Consider the following 15,649-nt stretch of genomic DNA (forward strand, 5'->3'; position numbering starts at 1 on the left):
TGCTCGACCCGGTGCTCCGGTGTCGGCTACCGTCGGCGACGAGGTCATGAGTGCCAGCGCGAAGCTCGGGCTAGCTGGCCGGCAACCCTCCTACCGCGGTGGGGTGCCCCCGATGAGGACCTGGCCTGGCGCGCAGGGCGTCGGGCAAGCGCGGGCCTTCCACGAGTCGCGGGAGTCCGCCGGACCCGTCGGAGGATGACGTGACCGTCGCAGTTCCCGGATCCATCGCCGCTCTGCCCCGCGTCGTGGGCGCCGCGCTGCGCGTCCCGCTGGTGACGGGCGGGCGCGTCGAGTACGCGAACCTCGACCACGCGGCCAGCGCGCCCTGCCTGGAGCAGGTGTGCGACGCCGTCGACGAGCTGCTGCCCTGGTACGCGAGCGTGCACCGGGGCGCGGGCTTCGCCTCCCGGGTGTCCACCCGCGTCTACGAGCAGGCCCGCGACTCGGTGCGCCGGTTCGTCGGCGCCCGCACCGGCGACACCGTCGTGTTCACCCGCAACACCACCGACTCGCTGAACCTGCTGGCCCGCAGCCTGCCCCGGCGCACCGCCGTGGTGCTGTTCGACACCGAGCACCACGCGGCGCTGCTGCCGTGGCGGGGGCCGAACGTGCGGCGGCTGCGCACGCCCGGCTCGCCGGCGGCGGCGGTGCTGGAGCTGGACCGCGCGCTGCGCGCCGCGCCCGAGGGGCCGCGCCTGGTCGTGGTGACCGGCGCGTCGAACGTGACCGGCGAGGTGTGGCCGGTGGCGGAGCTGGCGGCGGTGGCCCGCCGGCACGGCGCGCGGGTCGCGCTGGACGCGGCGCAGCTCGCGCCGCACCGCCCGGTGGACCTCGGGGCGCTGGACGTGGACTACGCCGTGCTGTCCGGGCACAAGGTCTACGCCCCGTTCGGCGCGGGCGTGCTGGTCGGGCGGGCGGACTGGCTCCAGGCCGCCGACCCGTACCTGGTCGGCGGCGGCGCGACGGCGCGGGTGACCGACCACGGCGACCGGCTGGGCGTGGCGTGGTCGGCGGTGCCCGAGCGGCACGAGGCCGGGTCGCCCAACGTGGTGGGCGTGCACGCGCTCGCCGTGGCCTGCGACGTGCTGGGGCGGCACTGGGAGCAGACCGTCGCCCACGAGCGCGTGCTGCTGGCCCGGCTGCGGGCCGGGCTCGCGACCGTCCCCGGCGCGCGGGAGCTGTCGCTGTTCGGCCCGGAGCACGACCGGGTAGGCGTGGTGAGCTTCGCGGTGGGCGGCCAGGACGCGGGCTTCCTCGCCGCCGCGCTGTCCGCCGAGCACGGCATCGGCGTGCGCGACGGGGCGTTCTGCGCGCACGTGGCCGTGCGCCGGCTGACGGGGGGCGACCGCGCGCTGCGGGCGTCGCTCGGGCTGGGCTCGACCGCCGAGCACGTGGACCGGTTCGTGGCCGCGCTGCGGTCCCTCGTGGTGGAGGGCGCCCGGTGGGACTACGAGGTCGTCGACGGCCGCTGGGCGCCGGTGGCCGACGACCGGGCGCTCCCGCCGTTCCTGCGCTGAGGCGATGCTGGACAATGGCCCCGTGAGCACTGAGTCCAACACCGGGCCGACCAGCGGGCCGAGCAGCGGGTCGGCCGCCGAACCGGACGACCGGGCGCCGCACCCGCCGAAGCGGCGGGTGGCGCTGCTGGCGGCGATCGCGCCCGTGGTGTTGGCGCTGGACGTCGTCACCAAGGTCCTCGCCGTCCGGTCGCTGGAGGGGCAGGAGCCCGTCGAGCTGTTCGGCGGCTTGGTCTACCTGTCCTTCCTGCGCAACTCCGGCGCGGCGTTCGGCCTGGCCGAGGGCTGGACGGTGATCCTCGCGCTGGTCGCGTTCGGCGTGGTGGGCTTCATCCTGTGGATCGCGCGCAAGCTGCGGTCGGTCGGCTGGGCCATCGGGCTCGGGCTGGTGCTGGGCGGCGCGCTGGGCAACCTGGTGGACCGCGTGTTCCGGGGCCCCGGCCCGCTGCGCGGCCACGTCGTGGACTTCATCTCGGTCATCGAGCCCTACGGCGCCTTCTTCCCGGTGTTCAACGTCGCCGACTCGGGCATCTGCGTCGGCGGCGCGGTGATCGTGCTCATGGCGGCCCTCCAGCGCGACTACGACGGCACGCGGCCGGCCCCGAAGCGGGAGCCGGGGACCGGGGAGTCCGCGGGGGCCGACGCGTGAGCGGCTACCGGACGCTGCCCGTGCCCGACGGCCTGGACGGGATGCGGGTCGACGCGGGCCTGGCGAAGCTGCTCGGGCTGTCGCGGACGGTGGTGGCGGCGCTCACCGAGTCCGGCGACGTGGTGCTCGACGGGCAGCCGGCGGGCAAGTCCGACCGGCTGGTCGCGGGCGCGTGGCTGGAGGTGACGCTGCCCGAGCCGGAGCGCCCGGTGCAGGTGCAGGCGGTCGCCGTGGAGGGCCTGGCGGTCCTGCACGAGGACGACGACGTGATCGTGGTGGACAAGCCGGTGGGCGTGGCGGCGCACCCCAGCCCCGGCTGGACGGGGCCGACGGTGGTCGGCGGGCTCGCGGCGGCCGGTGTGCGGATCGCCACGTCGGGCGCGGCCGAGCGGCAGGGCGTCGTGCACCGGCTCGACGTGGGCACCACCGGCGTGATGGTCGTGGCCAAGAGCGAGCACGCCTACTCGGTGCTCAAGCAGGCTTTCAAGGAGCGCACCGTCGAGAAGCTGTACCACGCGCTGGTGCAGGGCCACCCGGACCCGATCAAGGGCACCGTCGACGCGCCGATCGACCGGCACCCCAAGCACGACTACAAGTTCGCCGTGATGGCCAACGGCAAGCCGAGCATCACCCACTACGAGGTGGTGGAGGCGTTCCGGGCCGCGTCGCTGCTGGACGTGCACCTGGAGACCGGGCGCACGCACCAGATCCGCGTGCACTTCTCGGCGCTGCGGCACCCGTGCGTCGGCGACCTGACCTACGGCGCGGACCCGGTGCTGGCCAAGCGGCTGGGCGTGACGCGGCAGTGGCTGCACGCGCGGACCCTGGGCTTCCACCACCCGGCGGACGGCCGGTGGGTGGAGTTCACCAGCGAGTACCCCGACGACCTGGCGGCGGCGCTGGAACTGCTGCGCGCGGAGGGCTGACCCGGCGCACCGATCGACCCCCCACGAGCAGGTCGCGTTCGCGTAACGTTTGCGTCGACGGCCCGCTCGTATGGGGAGGTACGTGTGGTGTCAGCGCACTACGACGACCCTGATCGCACGCCACCGCGGGGCCTGCCGCGGATCGAGCCCACCGGGGAGCGCCGCCCGGCGCGGGGCCGGTCGAGCCCGGACGTGGTCGCCACCTGGGCCGCCGCCGAGGCCCGGCACCGCGCCGAGCGCGAGGCCGCGCGGAACCGACCCGGTCCCGACGGGCCCGCGGGGGAGCGCCCGGCCGGGCGGAGCCCCGACGAGCGTTCGCCCGGTCGCGGCGCCGCGGACCAGGTCGGGCGGAGCGCCCCGGAGCGCCTGGGCGGGCACATCGGCCCGCGGCGCGTCCCGGACGGCTGGGGCGTCGCCCCCGCCGTGATCGGCGGCGAACCGCCCGAGGCGCCACCGCCCCCGGCGCTGCCCGCCGCGGTCCCGGACGGGCAGGTCCCGGACGGGCAGGTCCCGGACGGGCGGGCTCCGGACGGGCGGGCTCCGGACGGGCGGGCTCCGGGCGGGCGGGTCCCGGACGAGCCGGCCCGGGGCGGTCCGGCCCCCGCCAAGCGCTCGTTCTTCGGGAAGCTGTTCAACCGGAAAGCGCGCTAGCGGGTGAGCCGGTGTCGCCGCCGTCCCGGTCGCCGGCCCGGCGCCGGGACGACGACGTCGGGCAGCGCCGGAGCGGAGGACCGGGCGCGGCTCGTGCTCCTGCTGGGCGCGCTGTGCTGCCTGGGCCCGCTCTCGATCGACGTGTACCTGCCCGCCTTCCCGGCCGTGGCGGCGGAGTTCGGGGCGAGCGAGTCGCAGGTCCAGCTGTCGCTGACGGCGTTCATCATCGGGCTGTCCGCGGGGCAGCTCGTGGTCGGGCCGCTGTCGGACGCGTGGGGCCGCCGCCGGCCGCTGCTGGTCGGCCTCGGCGGCTACCTGGTGGTGTCGCTGGTCTGCGCGCTGGCGCCGGGCGCGTACTGGCTGGCGGGGCTGCGGTTCCTGCAGGGCGTGGGCGTGGCGGCGGGCTTCGTGGTGACCCTGGCGATCGCGCGGGACCGCTTCGAGGGCTTGGCGATGGCCCGGTTCATGTCGCTGCTGATGCTGGTCAACGGCCTGGGGCCGGTCATCGCGCCGGTGCTGGGCGGCCAGCTGCTGCGGGTCACCACGTGGCGCGGCACGTTCGTCGTGCTGGCCGGTGTCGCGCTGGTGCTGCTGGTGGTGCTGGCCCTGCGGCTGCCGGAGACGCTGCCGCCGGACAAGCGGCGGCCGGCGGCCGTGGCGCCGACCCTGCGGGTGTTCCGGCTGCTGCTGGCCGACCGGGTGTTCCTGGGCTACGCGCTGGCGTCGGCGCTGTCGCTGGGCGCGCTGTTCGGGTACGTGGCCGGCGCGCCGTTCGTGCTGCAGGGGGTGTTCGGGCTCTCGCCGCAGGGGTTCAGCCTGGTGTTCGCGGCGAACTCGGTGTCGATCTTCGTCGCCGGCCTGCTGAACACCCTGCTCACCGGCCGGCTGCTGCCGAGGGTGCTGCTGCACGTCGGGTTGGGCGTGGGCGCGGCGGGCGGCGCCGGGCTGCTGGTCGCCGGCCTGGCGGGCGGGGGCCTCGTGGCGTTCCTGGCGCCGCTGTTCGCGGTGACGACCAGCGTGGGGCTGCTGACGCCGAACGCCGCGGCGCTGGCGATGTCCCGGCACCCGGAGGCGGCGGGCAGCGCGTCGGCGGTGCTCGGCGTGACGCGGTTCCTGGTCGCCGGGGCGATGGCGCCGCTGGTCGGCGCGGGCGGTTCGGCGAGCGTGGTGCCGATGGCGGCGGTGATGGCCGCCGCGACGCTGCTGGCGCTGGTGGCGGGGCTCGTCCTGGCGCGCGGCGACGCGGGGATCACCCGGCCGGACCCGGCCCCGGTGGCCGCCTGAAGCCCGGACCGGCGGGACCGGTCACCCGGGCGAGGCCGGGCGCGGTCACCCGGCCGGAGTCAGTCGTCGACGGTCCAGACGAGGGTGTTCAGGTCGGTCTCCGGGCGGGCGCTCCAGCGGACCGACGTCACCACCGTGGTCTCCGGCAGCACGTAGACGGTGTGCCCGCCGGCCGTCTCGCCGGGCTGGACGCCGATCTTGTGCGGCGGCCGGGACGACAGCGAGACGGGCGCCTTGCCGATCGTCTCGCCGGTGTTGGTCATCAGCACCAGGTACATGTCGGGCAGGGCGTTGAACGTCACCGTGCCGGTGTTGGCCAGCTCGGTGTGCACCACGACCGCCCGCTCGCCGTCGGCCAGCTTGTAGCCGGCCGCGGTGAACAGGAAGTCCGCCGGGTCGACCACCTCGACCAGCTGGATGGTGAACCGGGCGCCCTCCAGGCCCTCGGTCTCCAGCGTGCTGCCGATCCTGCCGGTGCGCGGCTTGGGCGCCGGCGCGTGGTCGCCGCGCGCCCACCCGGACGACTGCGGCGGGCCCCACGTGCTCATCGGCTCCGGCACGGGGGCGGCGTGCGGCTGCTGCGCCGGGAACGGACTGCTGGGCGGGCCCTGCCGGTACGCGCCCGACGGCGTGCCGCGGGCGGTGCCCGGGGCGGGCTGGTACGGGCCCGACGGCGTGCCGCGCGCCGCCTGCCCCTGCGGGCCGGCGTAGCTGCCCCAGGCCACGCTGTTGGCCAGCGCCTTGCGGATGCCGTTGGGGTCGCACTCCACGCCCACCAGCAGCGGCAGCCCGCTGCCGGACAGGGTGATCAGGCGGGTGGCGGCCTCGCGCGGGTCCATGCCCAGGCGGGCGGCGATCTCGTGCACGGCGGCGCGGCCCATCTCGGCGAGCATGGCCAGAAGACGGGCGTCGACGGGATCCGGCGCTACCACCCTTGGCACGCTACCCGCCCGGACCGATCTTCGCGGCATCGCCCCGCCGGGGCCCGCGGGAAACCCCCCGTGTCGCTGTGGGCGTCGCGGAGGGGAGGTTATAGGGTCGGGAGTCTCTTGCCCGTGCCTTCCCACCGGGCAGCCCACGATCTTCGAGGAGGCATGGTGGCGGACTCGTTTGTGCACCTCCACGTGCACACCGAGTACTCGATGCTCGACGGCGCGGCGAAGCTGAAGGACATGTTCGCCGAGTGCGAGCGCCTCGGCATGACCGCCGCCGCGATCACCGACCACGGCAACATGTACGGCGCCTACGACTTCTACCGGCAGGCGACGGCCGCGGGGATCAAGCCGGTGGTGGGCATCGAGGCGTACATGGCGCCCGACTCGCGGTTCAACAAGAAGCGCGTGCTGTGGGGCGACCCGGGCCAGAAGTCCGACGACGTCTCGGCCAGCGGCGCGTACACCCACCAGACGATCTGGGCCCGCACCGACGAGGGCCTGCACAACCTGATGAAGGTCGCGAGCCGCGCCTCCACCGAGGGCCAGCTCGGCAAGTGGGCCCGGATGGACGCCGAGCTGATCGCCGAGCACTCGGCGGGGCTGATGGCCACCACCGGCTGCCCGTCCGGCGAGGTGCAGACCCGGCTGCGGCTCGGGCACGAGAAGGAGGCGCTGGAGGCCGCCGCGAAGTGGCGGGACATCTACGGCGCCGACAACTTCTTCGTCGAGCTGATGGACCACGGCATCGAGATCGAGAGCCGGGTCCGCGGCGGGCTGCTGGACATCGCGCGGAAGCTGAGCATCCCGTTCGTCGTGACCAACGACTCGCACTACACCTACGCCGAGGACCGGGAGGCGCACGACGCGCTGCTGTGCGTGCAGACCGGCAAGACCCTCCAGGACCCCAGCCGGTTCAAGTTCGACGGCTCGGGCTACTACCTGAAGTCGCCGGAGGAGATGCGGGCGATCGACTCCTCCGACGCCTGGCAGGAGGGCTGCCGCAACACCCTGCTGGTGGCCGAGAAGGTCGACACCACCGGCATGTTCGCCTTCCGGAACCTGATGCCGCGCTACCCGGTGCCCGAGGGCACGACCGAGGCCGACTACTTCCGCGAGGAGGTGTGGGCGGGGATGCGCCGCCGCTTCCCGGGCGGCGTGGACGAGGTCCACCGCAAGCAGGTCGAGTTCGAGATCGACGTCATCCTGCAGATGGGCTTCCCGTCCTACTTCCTGGTGGTGGCCGACTTCATCAACTGGGCCAAGGCGAACGGCATCCGCGTCGGCCCCGGCCGCGGCTCGGCGGCGGGCGCGCTGATCGCCTACGCCATGGGCATCACCGACCTGGACCCGCTGGCGCACGGCCTGATCTTCGAGCGGTTCCTCAACCCGGACCGGGTCAGCCCGCCCGACATCGACATCGACTTCGACGAGCGCCGGCGCGGCGACGTGATCCGGTACGTGACGGAGAAGTGGGGCGCGGACAAGGTCGCCCAGGTGATCACCTTCGGCACCATCAAGGCGAAGGCGGCGATCAAGGACTCCGCCCGCGTGCTCTACGGCCAGCCCGGCTACGCGGTGGCCGACCGGATCTCCAAGGCCATGCCGCCCGCCGTGATGGGCAAGGACATCCCGCTGGCCGGCGTGTTCGACGCGTCGCACAAGCGGTACTCGGAGGCGGCCGAGGTCCGCGCGCTGTACGAGACCGACCCGCAGGTCAAGGAGATCATCGACACCGGGCGCGGCCTGGAGGGGCTGATCCGCAACGCCGGCGTGCACGCCTGCGCGGTGATCATGTCCGCCGAGCCGCTGACGGACCACATCCCGGTGTGGAAGCGGCCCCAGGACGGTTCGATCATCACGCAGTTCGACTACCCGACCTGCGAGACGCTCGGCCTGCTGAAGATGGACTTCCTGGGCCTGAGCAACCTGACCACGATCGACGACGCCCTGAAGAACATCGAGCTGAACGGCAAGGGCGCCATCGACATCTCCTCGGTCACCCTGGAGGACAGGAAGACCTACGAGCTGCTGGGCCGCGGTGACACGCTGGGCGTGTTCCAGCTCGACGGCGGCGCGCTGCGGGACCTGCTGCGGCTGATGCGGCCGGACAACTTCGAGGACGTCTCGGCCGTCATCGCCCTGTACCGGCCGGGCCCGATGGGCGCGAACTCGCACACGAACTACGCGCTGCGCAAGAACAAGCAGCAGGAGATCGTGCCGATCCACAAGGAGCTGGAAGAGCCCCTGGCGGAGATCCTGGACACGACCTACGGCCTGATCGTGTACCAGGAGCAGGTCATGGCGATCGCGCGGAAGGTGGCGGGCTACTCGCTGGCCCAGGCGGACCTGCTGCGCCGCGCGATGGGCAAGAAGAAGAAGGAGATCCTCGACAAGGAGTTCGAGGGCTTCGAGAAGGGGATGCTGGACAACGGCTACTCGCCGGAGGCCGTCAAGACGCTGTGGGACATCCTGGTCCCGTTCGCCGACTACGCGTTCAACAAGGCGCACTCCGCCGCCTACGGCCTGATTGCGTACTGGACCGCCTACCTCAAGGCCAACTACCCCGGCGAGTACATGGCCGCGCTGCTCACCACCAACTCCGACAACAAGGACAAGTCGGCCATCTACCTGGCCGAGTGCCGCCGGATGGGCATCACGGTGCTGCCGCCGGACGTCAACGAGTCCGAGCGCGAGTTCGTCGCGGTCGGCGACGACGTCCGGTTCGGCCTGGGCGCGATCCGCAACGTCGGCGCGAACGTGGTCGAGGCGATCATCAAGGCGCGCAAGGAGAAGGGGCGGTTCGCCGACTTCTCCGACTTCCTGCGCAAGGTCGACGCCACGGTGTGCAACAAGAAGGTCGTGGAATCGCTGATCAAGGCGGGCGCGTTCGACTCGCTCGGCCACCCCCGCAAGGGCCTGCACATGGTGCACGTCGAGGCGGTCGACGCGATCATGCTCACCAAGAAGGAGGAGGCGCGCGGCCAGTTCGACCTGTTCGGCGACGGCGGCGGCGACGACGGGGCGGGCAGCGTCTTCGACGTGAAGATCCCGGAGGAGTACTGGGAGCCCAAGCACCAGCTGACGCTGGAGCGGGAGATGCTGGGCCTGTACGTGTCCGGGCACCCGCTCAACGGCGTGGAGCAGGTGCTGGAGTCCTACTCGGACACCTCGATCGCCCGCATCCTGGAGGGTGACGTGGCGGACGGCACCCAGGTCACGCTGGGCGGCATCCTGGCGTCGGTGACGCGGCGGGTGAACAAGAACGGCGAGCCGTGGGCGTCGGCCCAGCTGGAGGACCTCGCCGGTGGCATCGAGGTGCTGTTCTTCCCCAAGAGCTACGTCGTCCACGGCATGTCGGTGGCCGAGGACGCGATCGTGCTGGTCAAGGCGCGGGTGGCCAAGCGGGAGGACCGCATCTCGCTGATCGCCAACGACCTCGTGGTGCCGGACCTGTCGGAGCTGGGCGCGCAGGCGCTGAAGCTGAAGGTCAACGCGTCGCGCTGCGACCCGAAGCTGGTCACCTCGCTGAAGGAGGTGCTGCGGGCGCACCCGGGCACCACCGAGGTGCACCTGAACCTGATCATCAACTCCAGCCGGAACACGCTGCTGAAGCTGGACGACGCGCTGCGGGTCAGCCCCACGCCGTCGCTGATGGGCGACCTGAAGGCGCTGCTGGGCCCCGGCTGCCTGGGCTGACCGCCCCGCGCGGGCCCGGTCCGGCGCCGCCGGGCCGGGCCCGCGGCCGGTGGCCGCTACCGGACGAGCCCGTGCTCGTGCGCGTAGATCGCGGCGTGCACGCGGGTGCGCAGGCCGAGCTTGGCCAGCACCCGCGCCACGTGCGTCTTGACCGTCCCCTCGCCGAGGGTGAGGGCGCGGGCGATCTCGGCGTTGCCCAGGCCCCGCGCCACCAGCAGCAGCACCTCGCGCTCGCGCGGGGTGAGGCGGTCCAGGTCCGCGGGCGCGGGGCGCGGGGCCAGGGCGGCGAACCGGCGGATCGCGCGCCGGGTGACCTGCGGGTCGATCAGGCCCTGCCCGCCGGCCGCCGCGCGGACGGCGTGGACCAGCAGCGCCGGGTCGCTGTCCTTGAGCACGAAGCCGACCGCGCCCGCCTCCAGCGCGCCGAACAGGTACTCGTCCAGGTCGAACGTGGTCAGGGCGATCACGGCGGGCGGCGGGTTGACCGAGTCGGCGAGGCGGCGGATCGCCGCCAGGCCGTCCAGCCGGGGCATCCGCAGGTCGAGCACGACGACGTCCACGCCCCGCCACCGGGCCTTGTCGACGGCTTCCGCGCCGTCGGCCGCCTCGTCCACCACCTCGATGTCCGGTTCGGCGTCCAGCACCAGCCGCAGCGCCCACCGCACCGCGGCCTGGTCGTCGGCGATCAGGGTGCGGATCACGGCCGGGAGCCCACCGGGAGGCGGGCCTCGACCAGCAGGCCGCGCGGCTCGCGGGCGGTGACCCGCAGGGTGCCGCCGAGCAGCCGGACCCGTTCCCGCATCCCGCGCAGCCCCGCGCCCTCGCCCGCTTCGGCCACCGGCGCGGCGGCGCCGTCGTCGGCCACCGTGATCGTCAGGCCGGAGCGGTCCCGGTGGACGTGCACGTCGATCCGGGACGCCCCGGAGTGCTTGAGCGCGTTGGTCAGCGCTTCCTGCACGACCCGGTAGCCGGCGTGGTCCACCAGCGGCGGCAGGGGACCGGTCAGGCCGTCCCGGGTGAACGTGACCGGCGTGGTGGCGCGGGCGGCCAGGTCGGCGACGTCGGCGAGCGAGGCGGTGCGGTCCTCCCGCAGCACGTCCAGGACGGCCCGGACCTCGCGCAGCGCCGCCGCGGACGAGTCGGCGATCGTGGCGAGCGCGTGGTCGGCGGCCGGCGGGAGGTCCGCGGCGACCCGGCGGACGGCGGTGGCCTGCAAGCGGATCGCGGTCAGGTGGTGGCCCACGGCGTCGTGCACCTCGCGGGCGACCCGGGCGTGCCGCTCGGCCACCGCCCGGCCGGTCTCCGCGCGGTAGCGGAATTCGGCGTGCTCGGCCCGCTCGCGGTGCAGCCGCAGCGCGCACCCGACCGCCACCGGGGCCGCGCCCAGCAGGAGCAGGTCGGTGAACGTCGCCGCGGCCACCGGTTTCGCGGTCAGCAGCTTGGCCGCGGCCTGCCAGCCGACGGACAGCGCGAGGACCGGCCAGGGCCGCGCGCGGCGGTGGGCGGCCGAGCAGAACGCGGCCACCGGGACGAGGCCGCCCGACCAGTGCAGCAGCGCGGCGGTCCCCGCGACCGCCACCGCCGCCGACGCGACGGCCGCCGTCAGCGGCAGCGCCCGGCGCAGCGCCAGCGGCGCCGCCACCGCCAGGGCCGCCGCGGCGTGGACCGCGGGCCGCGCCGGGTGGTCGAGCAGGCCCAGCGCCAGCACGACCGCGGCGGCGGCCAGGACCTCCGCGACCGGTCGGCAGCGGTGTCGCGCCGGGCGCTCGCGGTCGGGTGCCGCGAGCGCCCGGTCGTCCATGGCACCGTTGTACACGCCGCTCAACCCGTGGCGCTGCCGCAGCGCGCGCCCGGCTCGGGCAGCTCGCCGGTCCACAGGTAACGGTGCACGTGGTCGCGCACGCAGGTGTTCCCCCGCAAGTAGAGGCCGTGGTTGCCCTCCACCGGGAGGTACCGCGCGCCGGGCAGCCGCTCCGCGACGCGCCGGCCGTGCTCGGCGGGCGTCAGCGGGTCGTGCTCGCCGTTGGCGACCAGGACCGGCGGCACGCCGTGCGCGCGCAGCGGACCGGGCGGGTGGAGGCCGACGCGGGGCAGGCCCGAGCAGTGCCCGGACACGTTCCACGCCTGCACCGCCCAGCCGAGCCGGGGCGCGACCGCCCTCAACCCGGTCTCGACCCGCTTGAGCTCCTCGTAGCCGGCGGGGAAGGGGAAGTCCGAGCACAGCGCCGTCCGCGCCAGGGTCCGGTCGGGCGGCTCCGGCCGGCGGACGAGCGCCGACGCGTCGCCCCGGTCGGCCTGCGCGAGACCGGCCGCGAGGTCGGCCCACCCGCGGTCGTCGCCGATCCGCCTGCCGGCCCACGCCAGGATCGCGGTCGCGTCCACGCCGTCCGTGCCGGGCGCGGGGACCGGCGCGGCGGCCAGCACCCGGTCCCACACCGCCACCAGGTCGCGGCCGTGCAGGGCGCACGCCGGGTCCGCCGCGCACCACGCCGCCAGCCGGTGCAGGTTGCGCTCGGCGGTGACCGCGCCCGGGAGCGCCCACCCGGCGAGGTCCGGCTGCGTGTGGTCCAGCACGCTGTCCAGGTACATGCGGCCCACGTTGCGGCCGAACAGCTCGGCGTAGACCTGCCCGTACACGGTGCCGTAGGAGTTGCCGAAGTAGTTCAGCCTCCGCTCGCCCAGCGCGACGCGCACGGCCTCCATGTCGTGGGCGACCTGGCGGGCGTTCAGCCGGCCGCGCAGCGGCCCGGTGTCGCACGCGGCGTCGAACCGCGCGTTGGCCTCGGCGTAGGCGGCGAGCCCGGCCCCGGTCAGCGGTGGCGTCAGGGCGGCGGGGTTCGGCGCGGGGCACGTGACGCCGCTGCTCGCGCCGATGCCGCGCGGGTCGAACACCACCACGTCGAACCGCTGCGCCAACCCGGCGAACTGCTCCCGGTAGGCGGGCAGGGCGAAGTTCCGGATCGCCGCCCCGGGACCGCCGGGGTTGAGCAGCAGCGTGCCCAGGCGGTCGGCGCGCGCGGGGATCTTCAGCAGCCCCACCGGGATCCGGTCGCGCCCCGGCCGCGACCAGTCGGCGGGCACGAGGAGGTCGGCGCACCGGAGGTCGCCGTGGCAGGCCCGCCACGAGAGGCCGGCGCGGTCGGCCGGCGCGGCCCACCCGAGGTCGGCCCCGGGACTCGCGGCTGTACTCGTTGTGGGGTTCGCGGCTGTAGCTGTTGCGGGGCTCGCCGCTGTGCTTGTTGCGAGGCTCGCCGCTGTACCTGTTGCGGGGCTCGCCCCGGCAGCCGTTCCGGCCCCTGCCACGAGCAGCACCAGCACCGCGAGGAGGGCGGCCGGGCGTGTGATCACCATGGGCCGATCCGACCAGGCGCGGCCCTCCCGGTCGTCTGCCGCGCGACAGACCCGGCTGCGCCGATCGGGTGAGATCCGCGGGAGCGGGCACCGCTCGGATTCCTCAAGCGTTGAATGGAAAACCGATCCAGAGGGGGCTCACCACACCATGGCGGAGAACACCATCGCCCCGGAAGTGCTCGGCGACGAGTACCTCCAGGACCCGCACGCCGTCCACGCCGAGATGCGCGAGCAGTCCGCCGCCCGCCGGGTCGTCCTGCCGCGCGGCCTGAAGGTGTGGCTGGTCACCCGCTACGACGAGAGCCGGTCCGCCCTGGCCGACCCGCGGTTCGCCAAGGGCTTCGCCGGGCTCCAGCCGCTGTTCGACAAGCACTTCACCGGCCACGGCGAGCGGGCGCAGTTCGAGCTGTCGCTCGCCCAGCACATGCTCAACAGCGACCCGCCCCAGCACACCCGCCTGCGCAAGCTGGTCACCAAGGCTTTCACCGCCCGCCGGGTCGAGCAGCTGCGCCCGCGCATCCAGCAGATCACCGACGAGCTGCTCGACGCCGCCGCCGGGCAGGCCGAGGTCGACCTGATCGAAGCGCTCGCGTTCCCGCTGCCCATCCAGGTCATCTGCGAGATCCTCGACGTGCCGCTGGCCCACCGGGAGGACTTCCGGCGCTGGTCCGACGTCCTGGTCGGCGGCAACGAGCCGGCGCTGATCGAGGAGGCGGGCAGCGGGATGGCGGCGCTGCTGTCGCAGCTGGTCGAGGCCAAGCGCGCCAACCCCGGCGACGACTTCTTCTCCGCCCTGGTGCACGCCACCGAGGACGACGACCGGCTCAGCCACACCGAGCTGCTGTCCATGGCGTTCCTGCTGCTGATCGCGGGCCACGAGACGACCGTGAACCTGATCGCCAACGGCGTCCACCACCTGCTGCGCCACCCCGGGCAGCTGGCGGAGCTGCGCGCCGACCGGTCCCTGCTGCCCGGCGCGGTCGAGGAGTTCCTGCGCTACGAGAGCCCGGTCAACCAGGCGACCTTCCGGTACACCACCGAGGAGGTGGTGCTCGGCGACGTCACCATCCCCGAGGGGGAGATCGTCCTGGTGTCGCTGCTGTCGGCCAACCGCGACGAGGGCCGGTTCCCCGACGGGGAGTCGTTCGACATCACCCGGCCGCCCGGCGGGCACCTCGCGTTCGGGCACGGCATCCACTACTGCCTGGGCGCGCCGCTGGCCCGCGCCGAGGGCGAGATCGCCGTCGGCACGCTGCTCGACCGCTACGACATCAGCCCGGCCGCCGAGCCGGAGACGCTGCGGTGGCGCGCCAGCACGCTCATGCGCGGCCTCCACACCCTCCCGGTTAACCTCAAGCCCCGTGGACCGCGATGAGCTGCTGAGGCTGGACCGAGCGCACGTCTGGCACCCGTACGGCCCGATGCCGGGCACCCACCAGCCCCTCGTCGTCGCGGAGGCGGAGGGCGTCCGGCTCCGGCTGGACGACGGCCGCGAACTCGTCGACGGCATGTCGTCGTGGTGGGCCGCGATCCACGGCTACCGGCACCCGGTGCTCGACGCCGCCGCGCGCGCCCAGCTCGGGCGCATGAGCCACGTGATGTTCGGCGGCCTCACCCACGAGCCCGCCGTCGCGCTGGCGGCGAAGCTGGTCGACATCACCCCGGAACCGCTGCGCCACGTCTTCCTGTGCGACTCGGGCTCGGTGTCGATCGAGGTCGCGGTGAAGATGGCGCTGCAGTACTGGCGTTCCCGGGGGCGGCCGGAGAAGCGGCGGCTGCTCACCTGGCGCGGCGGGTACCACGGCGACACGTTCCAGCCGATGTCCGTGTGCGACCCGGAGGGGGGGATGCACGCGCTGTGGCGCGGCGTGCTGCCCGAGCAGGTGTTCGCCGGCCCGCCGCCGCGCGAGCTGGAGACCGACTACGTGGCCGAGCTGGCCCGGCTGGTCGAGGAGCACGCGGACGAGCTGGCGGCGGTCATCGTGGAGCCGGTCGTGCAGGGCGCGGGCGGCATGCGGTTCCACGACCCGCGGTACCTGCACGTGCTGCGGGAGCTGACGCTGACCCACGACGTGCTGCTGATCTTCGACGAGATCGCCACCGGGTTCGGGCGCACCGGCGAGCTGTTCGCCGCCGACCACGCGTCGGTCAGCCCGGACGTCATGTGCGTGGGCAAGGCGCTGACCGGCGGGTACCTGTCGCTGGCGGCCACGCTGTGCACGGGGCGCGTCGCCGAGGGCATCTCGCGCGGCGAGGTGCCCGTCCTGGCGCACGGCCCGACCTTCATGGGCAACCCGCTGGCGTCGGCGGTGGCGCTGGCGTCGGTCGACCTGCTGCTGTCGCAGGACTGGCGCGCGTCGGTGGCGCGCATCTCCGCCGGCCTGTCCGCCGGGCTGGCGGACGCGCCCGGCGACGTGCGGGTGCTCGGGGCGATCGGCGTGGTGCAGCTGGACCACGAGGTCGACGTGGCCGCGGCGACGGCGGCGGCCGTGGCGCACGGCGTGTGGCTGCGGCCGTTCCGCGACCTGATCTACACCATGCCGCCGTTCATCAGCACCGACGAGGACGTGGCGGCGATCACCTCGGCCGTGGTGGCGGCGGCCGAGGCCGCGCGCGGCGCCTGAGGCGGGCGGCCCCCTT

General features: G+C 74.4%; 12 protein-coding genes and 1 riboswitch. Of the genes, 8 read left to right on the top strand and 4 right to left on the bottom strand.

The genetic code is table 11. The features are described from left to right. Window positions 1–42: 42 nt before the first annotated feature. Window positions 43–157, top strand: a riboswitch (SAM riboswitch). Between the two features lie 43 nt (window positions 158–200). From JOE68_RS22060 to JOE68_RS22080, 5 genes are all read left to right on the top strand, one after another. Then, a complete protein-coding gene (locus JOE68_RS22060) occupies window positions 201–1,517 on the top strand; it encodes an aminotransferase class V-fold PLP-dependent enzyme (protein ID WP_204844187.1) in 1,317 nt (438 codons plus the stop codon). A 22-nt stretch (window positions 1,518–1,539) separates the two neighbouring features. Next, window positions 1,540–2,166 carry a signal peptidase II gene (gene lspA, locus JOE68_RS22065; protein WP_346039040.1) on the top strand — a complete coding sequence of 209 codons (627 nt, stop codon included), beginning with the start codon at window positions 1,540–1,542 and terminating at the stop codon, window positions 2,164–2,166. 41 nt (window positions 2,167–2,207) lie between these two features. Further along, window positions 2,208–3,092 (top strand): RluA family pseudouridine synthase, encoded by an 885-nt coding sequence (locus tag JOE68_RS22070; protein ID WP_204846228.1) that lies wholly within the window; start codon window positions 2,208–2,210, stop codon window positions 3,090–3,092. 87 nt (window positions 3,093–3,179) lie between these two features. Then, on the top strand, window positions 3,180–3,743 hold the full coding sequence (locus JOE68_RS22075) for a hypothetical protein (RefSeq protein ID WP_204844189.1): 564 nt from the start codon (window positions 3,180–3,182) through the stop codon (window positions 3,741–3,743). 93 nt (window positions 3,744–3,836) lie between these two features. Further along, window positions 3,837–5,027, top strand: coding sequence for a multidrug effflux MFS transporter (locus JOE68_RS22080; RefSeq protein WP_307819808.1), 1,191 nt, complete (start codon window positions 3,837–3,839; stop codon window positions 5,025–5,027). A gap of 59 nt (window positions 5,028–5,086) precedes the next feature. On the opposite strand, the gene JOE68_RS22085 is transcribed toward JOE68_RS22080, so the two are convergent. Continuing rightward, the gene (locus JOE68_RS22085) at window positions 5,087–5,959 is read right to left on the bottom strand and encodes an Lrp/AsnC family transcriptional regulator (protein ID WP_204844191.1); all 873 of its coding nucleotides are present in this window, start codon (window positions 5,957–5,959) and stop codon (window positions 5,087–5,089) included. 162 nt (window positions 5,960–6,121) lie between these two features. Here JOE68_RS22085 and dnaE point away from each other — a divergent pair, with 162 nt between their 5' ends. After that, window positions 6,122–9,658, top strand: a complete 3,537-nt coding sequence (gene dnaE / locus JOE68_RS22090; protein ID WP_204844192.1) for a DNA polymerase III subunit alpha — start codon at window positions 6,122–6,124, stop codon at window positions 9,656–9,658. Window positions 9,659–9,714: 56 nt separating this feature from the next. Here the strand turns inward: dnaE and JOE68_RS22095 are convergent, their stop codons facing one another. From JOE68_RS22095 to JOE68_RS22105, 3 genes are read right to left on the bottom strand one after another with little or no spacing between them, the layout of a single operon-like run. Continuing rightward, a complete protein-coding gene (locus tag JOE68_RS22095) occupies window positions 9,715–10,359 on the bottom strand; it encodes a response regulator (protein WP_204844193.1) in 645 nt (214 codons plus the stop codon). Further along, window positions 10,356–11,459 (bottom strand): sensor histidine kinase, encoded by a 1,104-nt coding sequence (locus tag JOE68_RS22100; protein ID WP_204844194.1) that lies wholly within the window; start codon window positions 11,457–11,459, stop codon window positions 10,356–10,358. Before JOE68_RS22100 ends, JOE68_RS22095 begins: the two co-directional genes overlap by 4 nt. Before the next feature lie 20 nt (window positions 11,460–11,479). Then, a complete protein-coding gene (locus tag JOE68_RS22105) occupies window positions 11,480–12,739 on the bottom strand; it encodes an alpha/beta fold hydrolase (protein WP_204844195.1) in 1,260 nt (419 codons plus the stop codon). A 418-nt stretch (window positions 12,740–13,157) separates the two neighbouring features. Between JOE68_RS22105 and JOE68_RS22110 the strand changes: the two genes are divergently transcribed. Together JOE68_RS22110 and JOE68_RS22115 are read left to right on the top strand one after the other, a co-directional pair. After that, window positions 13,158–14,384 carry a cytochrome P450 family protein gene (locus tag JOE68_RS22110; RefSeq protein WP_204844196.1) on the top strand — a complete coding sequence of 409 codons (1,227 nt, stop codon included), beginning with the start codon at window positions 13,158–13,160 and terminating at the stop codon, window positions 14,382–14,384. Continuing rightward, a complete protein-coding gene (locus JOE68_RS22115; RefSeq protein WP_204844197.1) occupies window positions 14,371–15,633 on the top strand; it encodes an adenosylmethionine--8-amino-7-oxononanoate transaminase in 1,263 nt (420 codons plus the stop codon). Before JOE68_RS22110 ends, JOE68_RS22115 begins: the two co-directional genes overlap by 14 nt. Window positions 15,634–15,649 lie beyond the last annotated feature (16 nt).

The organism is Saccharothrix algeriensis, from assembly GCF_016907655.1.
GTDB lineage: Bacteria > Actinomycetota > Actinomycetes > Mycobacteriales > Pseudonocardiaceae > Actinosynnema > Actinosynnema algeriense.

Bases quoted from the DNA above. Each gene is read 5' to 3' on its own strand.
- dnaE (WP_204844192.1), top strand. From the start codon at position 6,122: ATGGTGGCGGACTCGTTTGTGCACCTCCACGTGCACACCGAGTACTCG.
- JOE68_RS22110 (WP_204844196.1), top strand. From the start codon at position 13,158: ATGGCGGAGAACACCATCGCCCCGGAAGTGCTCGGCGACGAGTACCTC.
- JOE68_RS22100 (WP_204844194.1), bottom strand. From the start codon at position 11,459: ATGGACGACCGGGCGCTCGCGGCACCCGACCGCGAGCGCCCGGCGCGA.
- JOE68_RS22070 (WP_204846228.1), top strand. From the start codon at position 2,208: ATGCGGGTCGACGCGGGCCTGGCGAAGCTGCTCGGGCTGTCGCGGACG.